We start from the raw sequence: 16432 nt of genomic DNA on the forward strand, positions 1-16432 counted from the left end.
GGGCCGCGACGCTCCCCCAGCTACCGCTGGGAGGTGCCCCCAGGCACGGCACCTCGCCGCGTTGCCGAAATGCCCAAATAGCTCCGCTATTAGGGCACTCCGGCGCCTTGCGATGCACCGCACCAGACGCCGCGTCCTATCCGGCCCTGATCCGCCGGACAGGCCCTGGGCCTGGACAAGACTGACACGGGCCGACATTCCACGCATTTCGATCAGTGACCGCGCGTGCGCTCCCTCTCGTCCGCGGCTCCGCCCGCCCCCACAAGTCCCTTGCTGACACCGGCAAGACGCGGCTCGAACCTCTTCATCTCGCGCTGCCCGACCGTGGCGATGATGCCCGGCAGATACCCGCGCACCCCCTGCATCCCGCGCAGCCACCACTGCGCGTAGACGTGCGCCGACCGCCGTTCGATCCCGGCGACGATGCGGTCCACCGCCGGGCCGAGCGGGTACGTACGGTTCGACGGCCAGGGCAGCCGCTGCCGCAGCTCGCGCATCACGTCGTCCTGGTCGGCGCCCCGCACCATGTCCGTGTCGGTCCACGACAGATAGCCGACGCCGACCCGCACCCCCTTGTACCCGACCTCGGCGCGCAGGCTGTGCGCGAACGCCTCGACCCCCGACTTGGACGCGCAGTACGCGGTCATCATCGGCGCGGGGGTGATGGCGGCGAGCGAGGCGATCTGCAGGAAGTAGCCCCGGCTCTCCATGAGTACGGGCATGAACGCCCGTCCCGTGACCGCTCCGCCGATCAGATTGACCTCGATGACCCGCCGCCAGGCGTCGGGGTCGGAGTCGACGAACGGCCCCCCGGCGGCGACACCGGCGTTCGCCACGACGATGTCGACCTTCCCGAAGCGCTGCTTCACCTCCTGCGCCACCCGCGCCATCGCCTCGTGGTCGGTGACGTCCACGCACCAGTGGTCGCTGTCGGTGTGCAGCCGCTCGGAGACCTCCTTCAGCGCGTCGGGCTCCAGGCCCACCAGCGCCACCTTCGCGCCGCGCGCGGAGAGCTTGCGGGCCAGCAGCTCGCCCACCCCCCTGGCCGCGCCGGTGACGACGGCGACCTGGCCTTCCAGACTCCTGCGTGCGCTCACAGCGCCTCCTCCTCGGCCGGTACGGGTACGGGTACGGATACGGGTGCGGCAGGGGTGGGTATCAGGACGTACTGGGCCACCAGTTCGCGGATCCGTCCGGTCACCGCCTCAGGTGCCTCGACCGGGGTCATGTGCCCCACGCCCGCGAGTTCGGTGAGGCCGACGCACACCGGGAGGGTCGCCGCGAGGGCGCGCGCGTGCACGATCGGGGTCATCCGGTCCGCGGTGCCGCCGATCACGGCGGTGGGCACCGCCATCTCCCGTACGACTGCGTCCAGATCCAGTTCGCCGAGGACGTGCGACCAGCCGTGCCGCACCGCGCGCGGGCAGGCGTGCACGACCCTCGCGCACGCCTCCACCTTCTCGGGGGACGCGCCGGGGCCCATGGTCGCGTACTTGAGGATCCGCTTGGCCAGGGGCGTGACGGGCCCGAGGGGAGCGCGCGAGCCCAGGACCGAGTGGGTGAGCCGGTTCCGTATCCGCCCGGCGCGCAACGGCAGTACGAGCGATTCGTCGACCAGCCGCGAACTGCCGGTGCTGCACAGCAGTACGGCGGCGGCGTGCTCCCGGAACCTTGCCCGGCCTGAGCTCGCCATCAGCGTCATGCCGCCCATGGAGTGGCCGGCCAGCACGGCCTTCTCGCCCGGCTCCAGCGCCGCGCCGAGCACCGCGTCCAGGTCGTCCGCCAGCGCGTGCGTGCTGTAGCCGCCGGCCGTCGCGGGCGCGGGACTGCGGCCGTGGCCGCGCTGGTCGTAGACGATCACCCGGTGGCTGTCGGCCAGCCCCCGGATCTGCGCGGCCCAGAACGCGGTCGAGCAGGTCCAGCCGTGCGCGAGCACGACGGCGGGGGCGCCGGCGGGACCGTGGATCTCGACGTGCAGCCGGGATCCGTCCGCGGAGACCGCGGTGAGTTCACGCCCGGCGACGGGAGGGGCGTACGGCCCGTCGATCACATGCAGGAGCCGGCTCACGCGGAGACCTCTTCCGCCTCGGAAGCGGCGACAGCAGGGACAGCGGCCAGGGCCCGCACCCGCAGCACCTCGTACTCGGCGAGGTCGACCTCGCGGGTCGCGCGCCGGAACTCACCCGTCGTCCCGGGCCAGATCGTCGTGTTGCGGCCGCTGGCGTCCAGGTACCAGCTGGTGCAGCCGCCCGTGTTCCACACGGTCCGCTTCATTCGCTCCTGCACCCGGCGGTTCCAGGCCTGCACGGCGGACGGCCTGGCCGCGAGCGCGGCCTTCCCGCCGAGGGTGGTCAGCTGACGCAGGTAGTCGGCCATGTAGTTGAGCTGCGACTCGATCATCAGGATCATCGAGCTGTTGCCCAGCCCGGTGTTGGGCCCGATGATCGTCATCCAGTTGGGGAAGCCGGCGGCGGTCGCGCCGCGCAGCGACTCCATGCCGTCCTTCCACTCCTCGGCGAGCGTGGTGCCGTTGGCGCCGACCACGCGTTCGGCGATCGGCATGTCGGTGACATGGAAACCGGTACCGAAGATGATCACGTCCGCCTCGGTCTCGCTGCCGTCGGCCGCGACCAGCGTCGATCCGCGCACCTCGGTCAGGCCGGAGGCGACGACGTCCACATTGGGCTGGGCGAGCGCCGGGTAGTACTCGCTCGACAGCAGGATGCGCTTGCAGCCGATGCGGTACGAGGGAGTCAGCCTGGCCCGCAGCGCCGGGTCCTTGATGGACCGCGCGATGTTGGCCTTGGCGAGCGACTCGATGAGCCCCAGCCGGTTCGGGTGCTTGGTGAAGGCGCCCACCTGGAGCTCCCGGATCCCCCACAGCAGCCCGCGGCGCGCCGCCCCGGTGAACGGCAGCTGCCGGTGCAGCCAGCGCTCGGCGCCCGTGATGGCGCGGTCCACGCGCGGCATCACCCACGGCGGCGTGCGCTGGAAGAGGGTCAGCCGGCCGGCCTCGGGCTGGATCGCCGGGACGATCTGGATGGCCGAGGCGCCGGTGCCGATCATCGCGACGCGCTTGCCGCGGAGGTCGTGGTCGTGGTCCCAGCGGGCGGAGTGGAAGACCTTGCCCGGGAAGTCCGCGAGCCCCGGGATGTCGGGGACCTTGGGGTCGGAGAGCGGTCCGGTCGCGGAGACGACGACATCGGCGGTCAGCCGGCCGTTCGCGGTCTCGATCTCCCAGTGGAGCGCGTCGCCGTCCCAGCGCATCATGCGCACTTCCGCGTTCAGCCGGATGTGCGGGCGCAGCCCGAAGGTGTCGGCGACGTGCTCCAGGTACGCGCGGATGTGCGGCTGGCCGGAGAAGGTACGCGGCCAGTCGGGGTTGGGGGCGAAGGAGAACGAGTACAGATGCGAGGGCACGTCGCACGCACAGCCTGGATAGCTGTTGTCCCGCCAGGTGCCGCCGACGGAGTCCGCGCGCTCCAGAACCACGAAGTCGGTGATTCCCTCGCGGCGCAGCCGGACCGCGGCGCCGAGGCCGCCGAATCCGGATCCGATCACCGCCACTCGTACGTGCTCGTGCTCGGCCATGCCGCCTCCAGCTGTCCTGCGACTCTGCCAGCGAACACTGGCACGGTTGGGAGAGTAGAGCAGCACCGTACTCATGGGTAGGGGTCCGGCACAGGAAAGTTACCGACGGTACGGGGCTCGCCGCGCCCCCGGCCCCACGACATAGGCTGCCGCTGTGGCAGAAGCACAGGAGAGCGACACCGGCACCGTACGCGAGTACCGCATGGCCGAGCTGGCCAGGGAGGCCGGCATCACAGTGCGCACCCTGCGCTTCTACCGCGAGCGCAAGCTGATCCCGCCTCCGCGCCGCGAGGGCCGGATCGCCTGGTACGACGAGCACCACCTGGCCCGGCTGCGCACCATCGCCGCGCTGCTCGAACGCGGCCACACCCTGGGCGGCATCGCCGAGCTGATCACCGCGTTCGAGCACGGCCGGGACGTCGGCGAACTCCTCGGCCTCGGCGGGCTCGGCGGGCTCGGCCCGGACGAGCTCCCGCAGTGGACCGAGGAAACCCCGGTCCGCCTCACGCCCGAGGAGCTGGCCGACTACTTCGAGGGCGAGGTCACGGCGGAGAACCTGGCCGCCGCCCTCGACCTCGGCTACCTGGCCACCGACGGCGACCAGATCGTCCACATCAGCCGCCGGCTGCTGGACGTCTCCGCGGCCCTGGTCCGCGAGGGCGTCCCCCTCGCGGCGGTCCTCGCGGCGGGCCGCCGGGTCCGCGAGCACGCGGAGGCAATGGCCGACCTGTTCACGACCCTGGTGGGCACCCACATGGCCCAGGGCCCGGACGACCTGGGCGCGGCACTGGAACGGCTGCGCCCGCTGGCCAAGAGCGTGGTGGAGGCGGAGCTGTCCATGGCAATGGACCGCAGACTGGCCCACCCGGGTCCCGCCGGCCCGATGCGGCGTGCCTTCGTCCACGAGGCGGTTCTCGTCATGCAGCCGGACGCGGACCTGGCGGCGCCCGGGGCGGCGATCACCGCTGCGCTGTGCGGACACTGGGAACACCCGCCGCCATGTCCGCTGGCGGCGCACCACACCGGAGTGGAACGGGTGGGGGACCAGGTGCTGCTGCGCACCCTGTTCGCCACCGAGCCCGCCACCGAGCACGTGGTGCGCGACCGCATCGACCTCGCCCTGTCCACAGGCCGGCTGCAGGGCCCGGACGCGGCGGTCACCCATTGGCGGCTGCACAGCAGCAGGCCCGGTGAAGTGACCGCCGAGGAGGCGGGCCAGGCCGAGCGCCTGATCAGCGAAGGCCCATGACGGCCTGGCAATCGCCTCCTCGGGATGACCGCCCGCCCCGACGCAAGCGACGGGCCTACAGGTCGTAGACCGCCGTCACCGGTGCGTGGTCCGACCACCGGTCGCCGTGGGTCGTGGCCCGTTCGACGTACGCCTTCACCGCGCGCTCCGCGAGCCGCGGGGTCGCCACCTGGTAGTCGATGCGCCAGCCCGCGTCGTTGTCGAAGGCGCGGCCGCGGTACGACCACCACGAGTACGGCCCCTCCTGCTCCGGATGCAGGGCCCGCACCACGTCCACGTACTCCGCCTCCCCGAAGACCCGGGACAGCCAGGCGCGCTCCTCCGGGAGGAAGCCGGAGTTCTTCCGGTTGGCCTTCCAGTTCTTCAGGTCCGCCTCCTGGTGGGCGATGTTCCAGTCGCCGCACACCAGGACCTCGCGCCCGCCGGCCGCCGCCCGCTCCCTCAGCTCCTTGAGGTAGGGGAGGAACTCGCCCATGAAGCGGACTTTCTCGTCCTGCCGCTCGGTGCCGACCTCCCCCGAGGGCAGGTACAGGCTCGCGACCGTGACACCGGGCAGGTCCGCCTCGACGTACCGGCCGCTGCCGTCGAACTCACCGCTTCCGAAGCCGACCTGCACCCGCTCCGGCGCGCGGCGCGTATAGAGGGAGACGCCGGCCCGGCCCTTGGCGGCGGCCGGTGCGTGCACGGCGTGCCAGCCCTCGGGCTGCCTGACCTCCTCGGGGAGCTGCTGCGGTTCGGCCCGTACCTCCTGGAGGCAGATCACGTCGGCGGCCGTCCCGGCCAGCCACGGCACGAAGCCCTTTTTGGCGGCGGCGCGCAGCCCGTTTACATTCACGGAGGTCACAGTGAGCATTGCGGCACGATACCGAGCCGGATATTCACTCACCCAATCCACTGCATAGAAGTACGATACTCCACATGATTATTCGGCCCACCGCCTACGACCACCCTGACGCGGTCAAGCTCAACGACCAGGTCCAGCTCGAGTACGCCGAGCGCTACGACGGCGAGGGCGACGTCACCCCGCTCGACCCCGCCATGTTCCGGGCGCCGAGCGGCCTCTACCTGCTCGCGTACGACGACCAGGAGCGACCGGTGGCGACGGGCGGCTGGCGCGCCCAGGAGCAGAACGGCGAGGGGTACGCGGACGGCGACGCCGAGCTCAAGCGCATGTACGTCGTGCCCGAGGCCCGGGGCCTGGGGCTGGCCCGCCGCATCCTGGCCGCCCTGGAGGACAGCGCCCGGGCGGCGGGCCGCCTCCGGATGGTCCTGGAGACCGGTACGGCCCAGCCGGAGGCGATCGCCCTCTACACCTCCAGCGGCTACCTGCCGTGCACGAAGTTCGGGCACTACCGCGAGTACGACAACAGCCGCTGCTTCGCGAAGCCGCTCACGTCCCTCACGCCGCTCACCGCCGTCGCGCCGCTCACGCCGTGAGCCACGCGGCCCGGTCCGTCCCCCACCGGCTGGGCGGCCGGCTCCAGTCCGCGGGAGCTCCGTCGAAGCCGAGCGGCGGCAGGGCGTGGCGCAGCGGCCCGTAGGCCGATTCCGTCTCGCTCAGCCACTTCTCCGCCTCGTACTCCCCCGCGCCCGCCGGGGCGGCCCCGATGCCGTGCATCAGCCAGGACGCCGTCCCCGCGAGGGAGAGCCGCAGGTGCCTGCCGAGCCCGTCCTCCTGCCGCCCGGTCAGCGACCGCAGCACCGCGGCCGCCAGCAGATACCCCGTGCCGTGATCCAACGCCTGCGCGGGCAGCACGCCGGGGCGTCCATCCGGCCCGGCCTCGATCCGCGCGATCCCGCACCCGGCCTGTACGAGACTGTCGAAGCCCCGCCGCCCGGCCCACGGCCCGGACCATCCCCACGCGCACAGCTGCGCCACAACCAGGCCGGGCCGCCGCTCGGTCAGCGCGGCCGGCGCCAAGCCGTGCCGGTCCAGCGCGCCCGGCCGATAGCCGGTGATCACCACATCGGCGACCGCGAGGAGCTCCTCGAAGGTCCGCCTCCCCGCCGCCCCGTCCAGATCGAGCCGGGCAGACCGCTTCCCGAACCCGGTGTCGGCCTGCGCGTCCGCCGCCTCCGGCAGCGCCGGGGAGTCGAGGCGCAGCACGTCCGCGCCCAGCAGTCCGAGAGTGCGCGTCGCGACCGGCCCGGCGATGACCCGGGTCAGGTCCAGCACCCGCACCCCCTCCGCCGGCAGCGCACCGGCAGCGAGCGCCGGGCTCCTGCCCTCGCCTCCGGCCGGCCCCATCTCGACGAGCGGAGGGCGGCCCGGGGCATCCCCGGGCGGGGCCACGGCGACGGCGAGCCCGCCGGCCGCGTACACCCGCTCCTGCACCTCCACAGCGGGCAGCTCCGCCACCACCTCGGCCAGCCGTTCCCCGTCCCGGATCCCGAGGGCGTCCAGCAACCGGTCCCGGTGATGCGGATAGTTGGCGTGCGTCCGCACCCAGCCGTCCGCCGCCCGCCAGAACCCGGAGAGCGGCGCGAACGTCGTCGGCGTCCTGCCGCCGATCCGCAGGTGCCGCTCACTGACGAACGCGGTGGCCACGGCGCCTTCGTCCACCCGTACCGCGGCCAGGGGTTTCCCCGTGCGCACCGAGACCAGTTCGGCGGCGGCAAGTGAACACACCCCGACACACGCCCGGGCCAGCTGCCGCACCGGCAGCCGGGCGGCGAGGACGTCCCCGGCCGCGCGGTACGACACCAGCCCGGCCGGCCCGGCCGCCCCGCCGAGGGCGGCCCAGGCCTGCGCGGTCGGGCCGTCGACGGCCTCGCTGCCAGAACTGCCGTGGCTGCCGAAACTCTCGTCCGCGTCCGTCATACCGGCATTGTCGTGTCACTCCACGACCGGGAGCGGCTGCTCCGCCCAGATCGTCTTCCCGCGCCGCGTGTAGCGACTGCCCCATCGCTGGGTGAGCTGCGCGATCAGGAACAGGCCGCGCCCGCCCTCCTCGGTGGTACGCGCCCGCCGCATCCGTGGTTGTGTCGCGCTCGGGTCGGAGACCTCGCAGATCAGCGTGCCTGCCCGGATCAGCCGGAGTTCGACCGGCCCGCCCGCGTAGCGGATGGCGTTGGTGACCAGCTCGCTCACCACCAGCTCGGTGGTGAAGGTCAGTTCGTCCAGACCCCAGCGGGACAGCTGTCCCACCACCAGCTCACGCGCGCTCGCCACGACCGCAGGATCGGCGTCCAGCGACCACGTCACGCTGTCGTCCGGGGCGACCACCCGGGTACGGGCGAGCAGCAGGGTGACGTCGTCGGGGAGCCGGCTCGGCGCGAGCCCCTCCACCACCTCCCGGCCGACCTCCCGCAGCGGCCGTCGGACGGCGTCCGCGTCCATCAGCCGGCTCCGCAGCGCCTCCATTCCCTCGTCGAGGTCGCCCGCGCGCCGCTCGACGAGTCCGTCCGTGAAGAGCGCGAGCACGCTGCCCTCCTCGACATCGATCTCCACGGGTTCGAACGGCAGCCCGCCGACCCCCAGCGGCGGGCCCGGGCTGACATCCACGTACGCGACGGTCCCGTCCGGCGCCACCACGGCCGGCGGCGGGCTCCCGGCGCTGGCCATCACGCAGTGCCGCGCCACCGGGTCGTACGTCATGTACAGGCAGGTGCCGCCGAACGAGTGATACGGGCCCTGCGGTTCGGCGCCCTGCGCGTCGGGCTCGTTGCTGCCGGCTTCGACCGTGAGCTGGGAGACGAGGTCGTCGAGATGGGCGAGCAGCTCGTCCGGCTCCAGATCGAGATCGGCCAGCGTCCGCACAGCCGTGCGCAGCCGTCCCATGGTCGCTGTGGCGTGCAGTCCGTGGCCGACCACGTCGCCGACGACCAGGGCGACGCGGGCGGAGGACAGCGGGATGACGTCGAACCAGTCGCCACTCACCCCGGTGGCCGCGTCGGTGGGCAGGTAGACGCTGGCCGACTGGACCGCGACCGTGTCACTCTCCTCCGGAGGCAGCAGGCTCCGCTGAAGACTCACGTTCGCGCGGCGCTCGCGTGCGTAGCGGCGCGCGTTGTCCACCACCAGGGCCGCGCGGGAGGCGATCTCGCCCAGCAGGTCCAGATCGTCCTTGTCGAACGGGAGGAGGCCGGTGCGCTCGACGGTGACCCGGCCGAGGACCATGCCCCGGGCGCGCAGCAGTACGGTCATCCCGGAGCGGACGCGCTGATCCCGCCCGGCGCCGGTCCCGGCCGTACCCGGCACCTCATCCCCCCAGACATGCCCCCGCTGCACTCCCCCGGTGTCCAGCTCGATCACGTCGCCGGGCTCGCGCCGGCCCGTATCCGGTCCGGCCGCGGCGGCATGGCGCAGCAGGTGGTGCCGATGATGCTCGGGGCCCGGCTCCGCATACCGGAAGACGGCGTCGGCGATGTCGACGGCGGCCGAGTCGGCAAGATCCGGCACGAGTACGTCGGCGAGGTCCTGCGTGGTCTCGGCGACGGACAGCGAGTGCCGGAGCACCGCGGTGGCGCGGTGCAGCAGATCGAGCCGCCGGCGCGCCCTGCGCTGCTCCGTGACGTCGGTGAACAGGCCGGTGACCCCCATCACCCGCCCGTCCGGCTCCTGGAGGCGGAAGGCGGACACCGCCATGATCCGCCCGGCCCCCGGGTCGACCAGCGTGCGTACGTGGGCGTCCACCCCCACCAGCGGGATCCCGGTGCGCAGGACCTCTCGTACCTGGTCGTCGATCTGCCGCGCGTCCTCGGCCCAGATGACGTCCCCCAGCCGGCGGCCCTCCAGGTTCGGGGGCAGGCCGGTGTACGGCAGCAGGTGGGTGTTCGTCCGCACCAGCCGCAGGTCCTTGTCGAACACCGCGAGGCCGACGCGGTCCTGGAGGAGCAGTTCCTGCGTGAACGCGAAGTCCTGCCGCCACTTCGACACCAGTGCGCTCGGCGCCCCCGTGACCAGCCAGTGCGAGTCGTGCTCGCTCATCCCGGCCGGATCCAGCGGGAGGACCCGGTAGGTGATGTCCAACTCCCCCCGGTCCCCCGTCCGCACGACGGCGCGGCCTTCCCAGACCGAGGTGCTCCGCCGGGCCATGATCTCCGCCCAGCCGGCGGGGTCGGCCAGCAGGGAGCGCAGGGGCCGGCCGCGCAGCTCCTCCGCGCTGCGGCCGAGGAGCGCCTCGGCCGCGGGCGTGCAGCCCAGCACGGTCGCGGTGCCGTCCAGCACAAGCCCCGCCGCGTACCCGGCGTCGAGGGGATTCTCGATGTTGCGAACCATGTGCATGCACACCTCGTTCGACGCTCCCGACCACTGGCCATTCTTCACCGCGAGCGGGCAGCAGGCTTCCCGGCCGGTGATCGGACGGCGTCCCGGGAACGCGAAAATCCCGCCCGATCTGAACGATCGGACGGGATCTCTGCGTGCGGTGGACCTGTGGGGATTTGAACCCCAGACCCCCTCGATGCGAACGAGGTGCGCTACCAGACTGCGCCACAGGCCCTTGCAACGAGTGAAACCTTAGCACCCCCGTCGGGGTGCTTGGTAATCCGTTCCCTCGCAGGTCACGTCTCACTCGTTGGCCGCGCGCGGCCGGGCTTCCTCCTCGTACTGGTCGAAGAGCGGAGTGCGGCCGGCCTCGCGAGCGCGGCGCGGTGAGGGCGCACGGCGACTCGGGGCCGGATCGGCTGCCGGGGGTACGGAGGACGCGGGAGGCGCCGCGGCCGGGGTCGGCTCGACGGTGCTGGAGCGGGCGGAGCTCCAGGCGTCCGGGGCCCCGAGGTCCACGCTGCCGGTCGCCCGCGGGGCCACCGGGGCCGTGACGTACGTGGGCAGCGGGACCGGGACCGGCTCCCAGCTCTCGCCCTGGGCCGGACCGCGCTCGCGCTGCTGATCGACCCACTCCGCGTGGTCGGTCTGCTCGACCAGGGCCCGTCGGCCGGCTTCCTGCGGCGAGACGACGGGGACCGGTTCCGGCTCCGTTCGCGTCTCGGGTTCCTCGGCCGGCTCGGCCGGGGGGGCCTGCCTGCGCCGCGTGCGGGTCTCGCGCAGCCGCTGAGCGGCGGCCTCGGCCCGGCGCCGGTCCATGGTGAAGGTGAAGCGCCGCCGCTCCTGGGCGCGCAGATGCATGATGTACGCGCTCAGCAGGGCGGCGGGCACGCCGGGCGCCCAGAGGAAGCGCAGTCCGCCGACCGCCGCGACGACGGCGCCCAGCGTGAAGGCGAGGAAGAGGACCACGGTGGTGCGCCGGCGGCGTGCCAGGACCTTCAGGCGCTTGGCGCGGCGCGCGCGCTCGGCGGCGTCGCCGGAGGAGCCCGATGCACCCGAGGAGCCCGATGCGCCGGACGGGCGGGCGGGTCTGGCGGGCGTGGACGGCTCGGGCCGTCCCGTGGACTCGACGTGTTCGTGCTGCTCGATACTTGTCGGGGGCACGGCGAAAGCCCGGACGTCGACGGAACTGGGAGGGTCCGTCACAGCGTCCGGGTCGGTGCGGTGTTCCGCCTCCTCGTCACTGCGCTCCTGCAGATCCTTGGCGTAACGGCGCTCCATGGCCGCCCGTCCCGACAGCAGCCGGATGGCGGTGGAGAAGCGTTCCGTCGGACGGGCCTCGTTCAGCTCGTCCTGCCTCCGGAGCCACATCGGCACCAGGTAGGCGGCCCAGGCCCCGACAATGACTGCGTAGATGAGGCCGCTGCTGCTCACCCTCACACCGTAGAGGGGTACGAGCGAGGCCATCCGCCAATTGGCCCGGTGTGTCGCACGATCCGGCTGATATCACGGACTTTTTTTGTGATTGTTCGGATCAACCGGCCGCACGAGTGAGCGTGTTTACGGTCGGAGTGCGGTCAATTTCGAACACGCATTTCATTTCCGTGTTGTTCCGGGTCTGGCCTGGTGCCAGCGGCGCAGCAGGCCGTCGGGGACCTCCTCGGCCGTCAGCGCGTACACCAGATGGTCGCGCCACGCGCCGTCGATGTGGAGATAACGCGGGCGCAGCCCCTCCTCGCGGAATCCGAGTTTCTCCACGACCCTGCGGCTGGGGCCGTTCTCGGGGCGAATACAGACCTCCATGCGGTGCAGCCCGACCGAACGGAAACAGTGGTCGACGGCGAGGGCCACCGCGGTGGGCACCACCCCGCGGCCCGCCACCTCCCGGTCGACCCAGTAGCCGACATGCCCCGCGCACATCGAGCCCCAGGTGATCCCGGCGACCGTCAGCTGCCCGACGAGGCGGCCCTCGTACTCGATCACGAACGGCAGCATCCGGCCGGCGTTGGCCTCCGCGCGCAGATGGCGGACCATCTGACGGTACGTGGGCCGCTGCGCGACCGGGCCGGCCGGCGCCGGCGGCGGGATGGTCGCCTCCCAGGGGCGCAGCCAGTCGCGATTGCGCCGGTTGACCTCCCGCCACGCCCGCTGGTCGCGCAGCTTTATCGGGCGGAGGACGACTTCGCCGTCCACCAGCACGACAGGCCAGGAGGGAGCGTTCAGCTCGGGCCCCCCGCCGGCCGTGGGTGGTCGCCGCCCCGCATCTGGTCGACGGCGTGGACGAGAAGCCGGTCCAGGACCGCCAGTCCGTCCCGGACTCCCCCGGTCGAACCGGGCAGGTTGACGATCAGCGTCCGCTCCGCGACACCGGCCAGGCCCCGCGAGAGGGCGGCGGTGGGGACCTTCGCCAGTCCCTCGGCGCGGATCGCCTCGGCGATGCCGGGGATCTCGTAGTCCAGCACCCGCAGGGTCGCGTCGGGGGTCCGGTCGGTGGGCGAGATGCCGGTACCGCCGGTGGTGAGGATGACGTCGTACGCGGCGGCGACGCCGGCGCGCAGCGCCTGCTCGACCGGCTCGCCGTCCGGTACGACCTGCGGGCCGTCGACCGAGAAGCCCAGCGCGCGCAGGCCGTCGGCGAGGACCGGGCCGCCCCGGTCGGCGTAGACGCCGGCGGCGGCGCGGTTGGAGGCGGTGACGACCAGGGCCCGCCGCGGCGACGCCTCCGCCGGAGCGGCAGGCGCACTCGGCTCGGCCGCGGGGCCGCGGCTGTCGCTCGGCTCGGGTGCCGGGCCGTGGCTGTGGCTGTGCACCTCTCCGGCGCGCGGCGCGGCACTCACGACCGGCTCCAGTCGCCGGACTTGCCGCCCGTCTTCTCCTCCACGCGCACGTCCGTGATGACCGCGCCCTTGTCGACCGCCTTCACCATGTCGATGACGGTGAGCGCAGCGACCGAGACGGCGGTCAGCGCCTCCATCTCGACGCCCGTCCGGTCGGTGGTCTTCACCGTGGCGAGGATCTCGACCGCGTCGTCGGCGACCGCGAGGTCGAGCGTGACGCCGGAGACCGCGAGCGGGTGACAGAGCGGGATCAGGTCGGGCGTGCGCTTGGCGCCCATGATCCCGGCGATGCGCGCGGTCGCGAGCGCGTCACCCTTGGGCACCCCCTCGCCCCGCAGCAGCTCGATCACCCGGGGAGAGACCAGCACCCGCCCGCTCGCCCGGGCGGTCCGACTGGTGACGTCCTTCTCCGACACGTCCACCATGCGGGCCGCGCCCGCGGCGTCGATGTGCGTCAGCCTGTCTTGCTGGGGGGATCCGGGGGTCGTCCCCCGGGAAATCGCAGTCATCTTGGGGCGCTCCCGGTCCGGGCCCCATCAGGGCCTCTGTGGGCAGCCACGGTACCCGCACCGGGAGGGATTCAGCCGAGCAGGACCACCTCGAGCCCCGTGCCGGGTTCGGCCGAGGTGACGTCCTCCGGGACGACGATCAGCGAGTCGGCGTGCGCGAGGGCCGCGATCAGGTGGGATCCGGCGCCGCCCACCGGGGTGACGGTGCCCGCCTCGGCGTCGTACGTACCGCGCAGAAACTGGCGGCGGCCGGCCGGTGAGGTCAGCGCCTTGTCGGTGCGGAGCACGGCCCGGACGGTGGGACGCCGGACGTCCCGCAGACCCATCAGGGCACGGATCGCGGGCCGTACGAACAGCTCGAACGAGACGTACGACGACACCGGGTTGCCCGGCAGCGCAAGCAGCGGCGTGTGGTCCGGGCCGATCGACCCGAAGCCCTGCGGCTTGCCCGGCTGCATGGCCAGCTTGCGGAAGTCCACCCCGCTGCCCGGCTCGTCCGCGTCGCCGACGGAGGACAGCGCCTCCTTGACGACGTCGTACGCGCCGACGCTGACGCCGCCCGTGGTGACCAGGAGGTCCGCCCGGATCAGCTGGTCCTCGATCGTCGCCCGCAGGGTCTCCGCGTTGTCCCCGACGGCGCCGACGCGGTACGCGATGGCGCCGGCGTCCCGCGCGGCCGCGGTGAGCGCGAAGCTGTTCGAGTCGTAGATCCGGCCCTCGGTCAGCTCCTCGCCGGGCTGGACCAGCTCGCTCCCGGTCGACATGACGACGACCCGGGGCCGCGGCCGGACCCGGACCGTGCCACGGCCGATGGCGGCGAGCAGGGCGATCTGGGGCGGTCCCAGCACCGTCCCGGCCTCCAGCGCGAGGTCGCCCGCCTGGACGTCGCTGCCGCGCGCCCTGACGTGCGCCCGCGCCTCGGCGGCGCGGTGCACCCGGACCTCGCCGCTCGCGCCCTCCGGTGCCGTACTGGCCGCACGCATCGTCGTCGCCGCGCCCCCGCCCGTACCGCCGTCGGTCCACTCGACGGGGACGACGGCCTCGGCGCCGGGCGGCAGCGGGGCACCGGTCATGATGCGGGCGGCCTCGCCGGGGCGCACGGTGGGCAGCTCGCCGCTGCCCGCCGCGACATCACCGACGACGAGCAGCACCGCGGGGAACTCCTCGCTCGCGCCCGCGACATCGGCCGTACGGACCGCGTAGCCGTCCATCGAGCTGTTGTCGAAGGGCGGCAGGGCGACGGGCACGGTCACGTCCTCGACCAGGACACAGCCCTGGGCGTCGAGGAGTTGCAGCTCGATCGGTTCGAGCGGGCGGACGGCACCGAGGACGTCGTCCAGGTGCTCGTCGACCGACCAGAGCCGCGGGCTGCCGGTGTCCGATGGCGCGGTGCTGCTCAAGGGCTACATCTCCTCGGTGACGTAACTGCGAAGCCAGGCCCGGAACTCGGGTCCCAGGTCTTCACGTTCGCACGCGAGTCTGACAATGGCCCGCAGGTAGTCGCCACGGTCACCGGTGTCATAGCGGCGGCCCTTGAAGACGACGCCGTGCACCGGGCCGCCCACCTTTTCGTCGACGGCCAGCTTCTGCAGCGCGTCGGTGAGCTGGATCTCGCCGCCCCGGCCCGGCTCGGTCTCTCGGAGTATCGCGAAGACGGCCGGGTCGAGGACGTAACGTCCGATGATCGCGTAGTTGCTGGGTGCCTCGGCCGCGTCCGGCTTCTCCACCAGGCCGGTGACCTTGACGACGTCCCCGTGCTGGGTCGGCTCGACGGCCGCGCAGCCGTACAGGTGGATCTGCGCCGGGTCGACCTCCATCAGCGCGACCACGCTGCCGCCGTGCTGTTCCTGGATCTCCACCATCCGGGCCAGCAGCGGGTCGCGCGGGTCGATCAGGTCGTCGCCGAGGAGTACGGCGAAGGGCTCGTGGCCGACGTGCGGAGCGGCGCACAGCACGGCGTGGCCGAGGCCCTTGGGGTCGCCCTGGCGGACGTAGTGCATGGTCGCGAGGTCGCTGGACTCCTGCACCTTGGCCAGCCGCTCGGCGTCGCCCTTACGGGTCAGCGCCGACTCCAGCTCATAGTTACGGTCGAAGTGGTCCTCCAGCGGGCGCTTGTTGCGACCGGTGATCATGAGGACGTCGGAGAGCCCGGCCGAGGCCGCCTCCTCCACCACATACTGGATCGCCGGCTTGTCGACGACGGGCAGCATTTCCTTCGGCGTGGCCTTGGTGGCCGGAAGGAACCGTGTTCCGAGACCAGCGGCGGGAATGACCGCCTTGCTGATCCTGGGGTGCAACTGAGTCATGCGCAGAACCATATCCGCTGCCTATGGGCGGAACATGATGCTCCGGTTAATTCACGGTCATATGGAAGGGTTTGTGAACTGAATATGCACGGGGACCAGTCCAGCAAGTCGGACATCCGGCGCGAACTGCTCGCCACCAGAGCGCGGTTGTCCCAGGAAGACGCCGGGAAGACGGCCGCGGTTCTCGCCCGCCGGGCCCTGGAGCTTCCCGAACTCACCCGGGCCGGCACGGTGGCGGCGTACGTCTCCGTGGGGCGCGAACCGGGCACCCGAGCGCTGCTCGACGCGCTGCGCACGCGGGGCGTGCGCGTCCTGCTCCCGGTCCTCATGGCCGACAACGACCTCGACTGGGGCACGTACGACGGCGCGGAGCAGCTCGTACGCGCCCACCACCCCGGCAAGATCAGCCTGCTGGAGCCGGCCGGTCCACGGCTCGGCCCGGACGCCGTCCTGACCGCCGGCGCGGTACTGCTCCCCGGCCTGGCGGTCGACTCCCGCGGGATGCGCCTGGGCCGCGGCGGCGGTTCGTACGACCGGGTACTCGCGCGGCTCGCCCGGGCGGACGCGCACCCCGCACTGGTGGTGCTGCTGTACGACAACGAGGTGGTCGCGCGGGTCCCGGAGGAACCGCACGACCACCCCGTGCACGCCGTGGTGACACCGGGCGGCGTCACCCGCTTCGGCGGCTGAGCCGGCCTGGGCGGCCGGGGCGGCCGCCCGGGTCCGAGCCC

14 protein-coding genes, 1 tRNA gene and 1 pseudogene are annotated in these 16432 nt (G+C 72.8%); 3 read left to right on the forward strand and 13 right to left on the reverse strand.

Annotated features, from left to right (window positions below; all coding sequences use genetic code 11):
• Positions 1-212: 212 nt before the first annotated feature.
• Genes ACWV17_RS25420 through ACWV17_RS25430 form a run of 3 tightly spaced genes read right to left on the reverse strand, consistent with a single transcriptional unit; the run spans position 213 to position 3591 of the window.
• Positions 213-1097 carry an SDR family oxidoreductase gene (locus ACWV17_RS25420; RefSeq protein WP_455361541.1) on the reverse strand — a complete coding sequence of 295 codons (885 nt, stop codon included), beginning with the start codon at positions 1095-1097 and terminating at the stop codon, positions 213-215.
• Positions 1094-2068: an alpha/beta fold hydrolase gene (locus ACWV17_RS25425; RefSeq protein WP_455361542.1), complete on the reverse strand. Its 975-nt coding sequence runs from the start codon at positions 2066-2068 to the stop codon at positions 1094-1096. Before ACWV17_RS25425 ends, ACWV17_RS25420 begins: the two co-directional genes overlap by 4 nt.
• Positions 2065-3591, reverse strand: coding sequence for a flavin-containing monooxygenase (locus ACWV17_RS25430; protein ID WP_455361543.1), 1527 nt, complete (start codon positions 3589-3591; stop codon positions 2065-2067). Before ACWV17_RS25430 ends, ACWV17_RS25425 begins: the two co-directional genes overlap by 4 nt.
• A gap of 202 nt (positions 3592-3793) precedes the next feature.
• Between ACWV17_RS25430 and ACWV17_RS25435 the strand changes: the two are divergent.
• A pseudogene (locus ACWV17_RS25435) lies at positions 3794-4450 on the forward strand (MerR family transcriptional regulator); the annotation flags it as partial.
• A gap of 445 nt (positions 4451-4895) precedes the next feature.
• Here the strand turns inward: ACWV17_RS25435 and ACWV17_RS25440 are convergent.
• On the reverse strand, positions 4896-5693 hold the full coding sequence (locus tag ACWV17_RS25440; protein ID WP_455361544.1) for an exodeoxyribonuclease III: 798 nt from the start codon (positions 5691-5693) through the stop codon (positions 4896-4898).
• 65 nt (positions 5694-5758) lie between these two features.
• On the opposite strand from ACWV17_RS25440, the gene ACWV17_RS25445 reads away from it, so the two are divergent.
• Positions 5759-6277 (forward strand): GNAT family N-acetyltransferase, encoded by a 519-nt coding sequence (locus ACWV17_RS25445; RefSeq protein WP_455361545.1) that lies wholly within the window; start codon positions 5759-5761, stop codon positions 6275-6277.
• Here ACWV17_RS25445 and ACWV17_RS25450 read toward each other — a convergent pair.
• The 9 genes from ACWV17_RS25450 to galU all read right to left on the reverse strand — a co-directional run bounded on the left by ACWV17_RS25450 (position 6267) and on the right by galU (position 15701).
• A complete protein-coding gene (locus tag ACWV17_RS25450; protein ID WP_455361546.1) occupies positions 6267-7661 on the reverse strand; it encodes a CoA transferase in 1395 nt (464 codons plus the stop codon). The genes ACWV17_RS25445 and ACWV17_RS25450 overlap by 11 nt on opposite strands.
• 15 nt (positions 7662-7676) lie before the next feature.
• Entirely contained in the window at positions 7677-10067 is a 2391-nt protein-coding gene (locus ACWV17_RS25455; RefSeq protein ID WP_455361547.1) for a SpoIIE family protein phosphatase, read from the reverse strand.
• Between the two features lie 143 nt (positions 10068-10210).
• Positions 10211-10284: transfer RNA gene (locus ACWV17_RS25460), tRNA-Ala, on the reverse strand.
• Positions 10285-10352: 68 nt separating this feature from the next.
• A complete protein-coding gene (gene sepX, locus ACWV17_RS25465) occupies positions 10353-11483 on the reverse strand; it encodes a divisome protein SepX/GlpR (protein WP_455361548.1) in 1131 nt (376 codons plus the stop codon).
• Positions 11484-11645: 162 nt separating this feature from the next.
• Entirely contained in the window at positions 11646-12272 is a 627-nt protein-coding gene (locus tag ACWV17_RS25470; RefSeq protein WP_455361591.1) for a GNAT family N-acetyltransferase, read from the reverse strand.
• A complete protein-coding gene (locus ACWV17_RS25475) occupies positions 12269-12886 on the reverse strand; it encodes a MogA/MoaB family molybdenum cofactor biosynthesis protein (RefSeq protein ID WP_455361549.1) in 618 nt (205 codons plus the stop codon). The genes ACWV17_RS25470 and ACWV17_RS25475 overlap by 4 nt, the downstream gene beginning before the upstream one ends.
• Positions 12883-13395 carry a cyclic pyranopterin monophosphate synthase MoaC gene (gene moaC / locus ACWV17_RS25480; protein WP_455351248.1) on the reverse strand — a complete coding sequence of 171 codons (513 nt, stop codon included), beginning with the start codon at positions 13393-13395 and terminating at the stop codon, positions 12883-12885. Before moaC ends, ACWV17_RS25475 begins: the two co-directional genes overlap by 4 nt.
• A gap of 71 nt (positions 13396-13466) precedes the next feature.
• Positions 13467-14795 (reverse strand): molybdotransferase-like divisome protein Glp, encoded by a 1329-nt coding sequence (glp, locus tag ACWV17_RS25485; protein ID WP_455361550.1) that lies wholly within the window; start codon positions 14793-14795, stop codon positions 13467-13469.
• A gap of 3 nt (positions 14796-14798) precedes the next feature.
• On the reverse strand, positions 14799-15701 hold the full coding sequence (galU, locus tag ACWV17_RS25490) for a UTP--glucose-1-phosphate uridylyltransferase GalU (protein WP_455361551.1): 903 nt from the start codon (positions 15699-15701) through the stop codon (positions 14799-14801).
• 84 nt (positions 15702-15785) lie between these two features.
• On the opposite strand from galU, the gene ACWV17_RS25495 reads away from it, so the two are divergent.
• A complete protein-coding gene (locus ACWV17_RS25495) occupies positions 15786-16391 on the forward strand; it encodes a 5-formyltetrahydrofolate cyclo-ligase (RefSeq protein ID WP_455361552.1) in 606 nt (201 codons plus the stop codon).
• Positions 16392-16432: the final 41 nt, after the last annotated feature.

The organism is Streptomyces mabaensis (assembly GCF_053763515.1).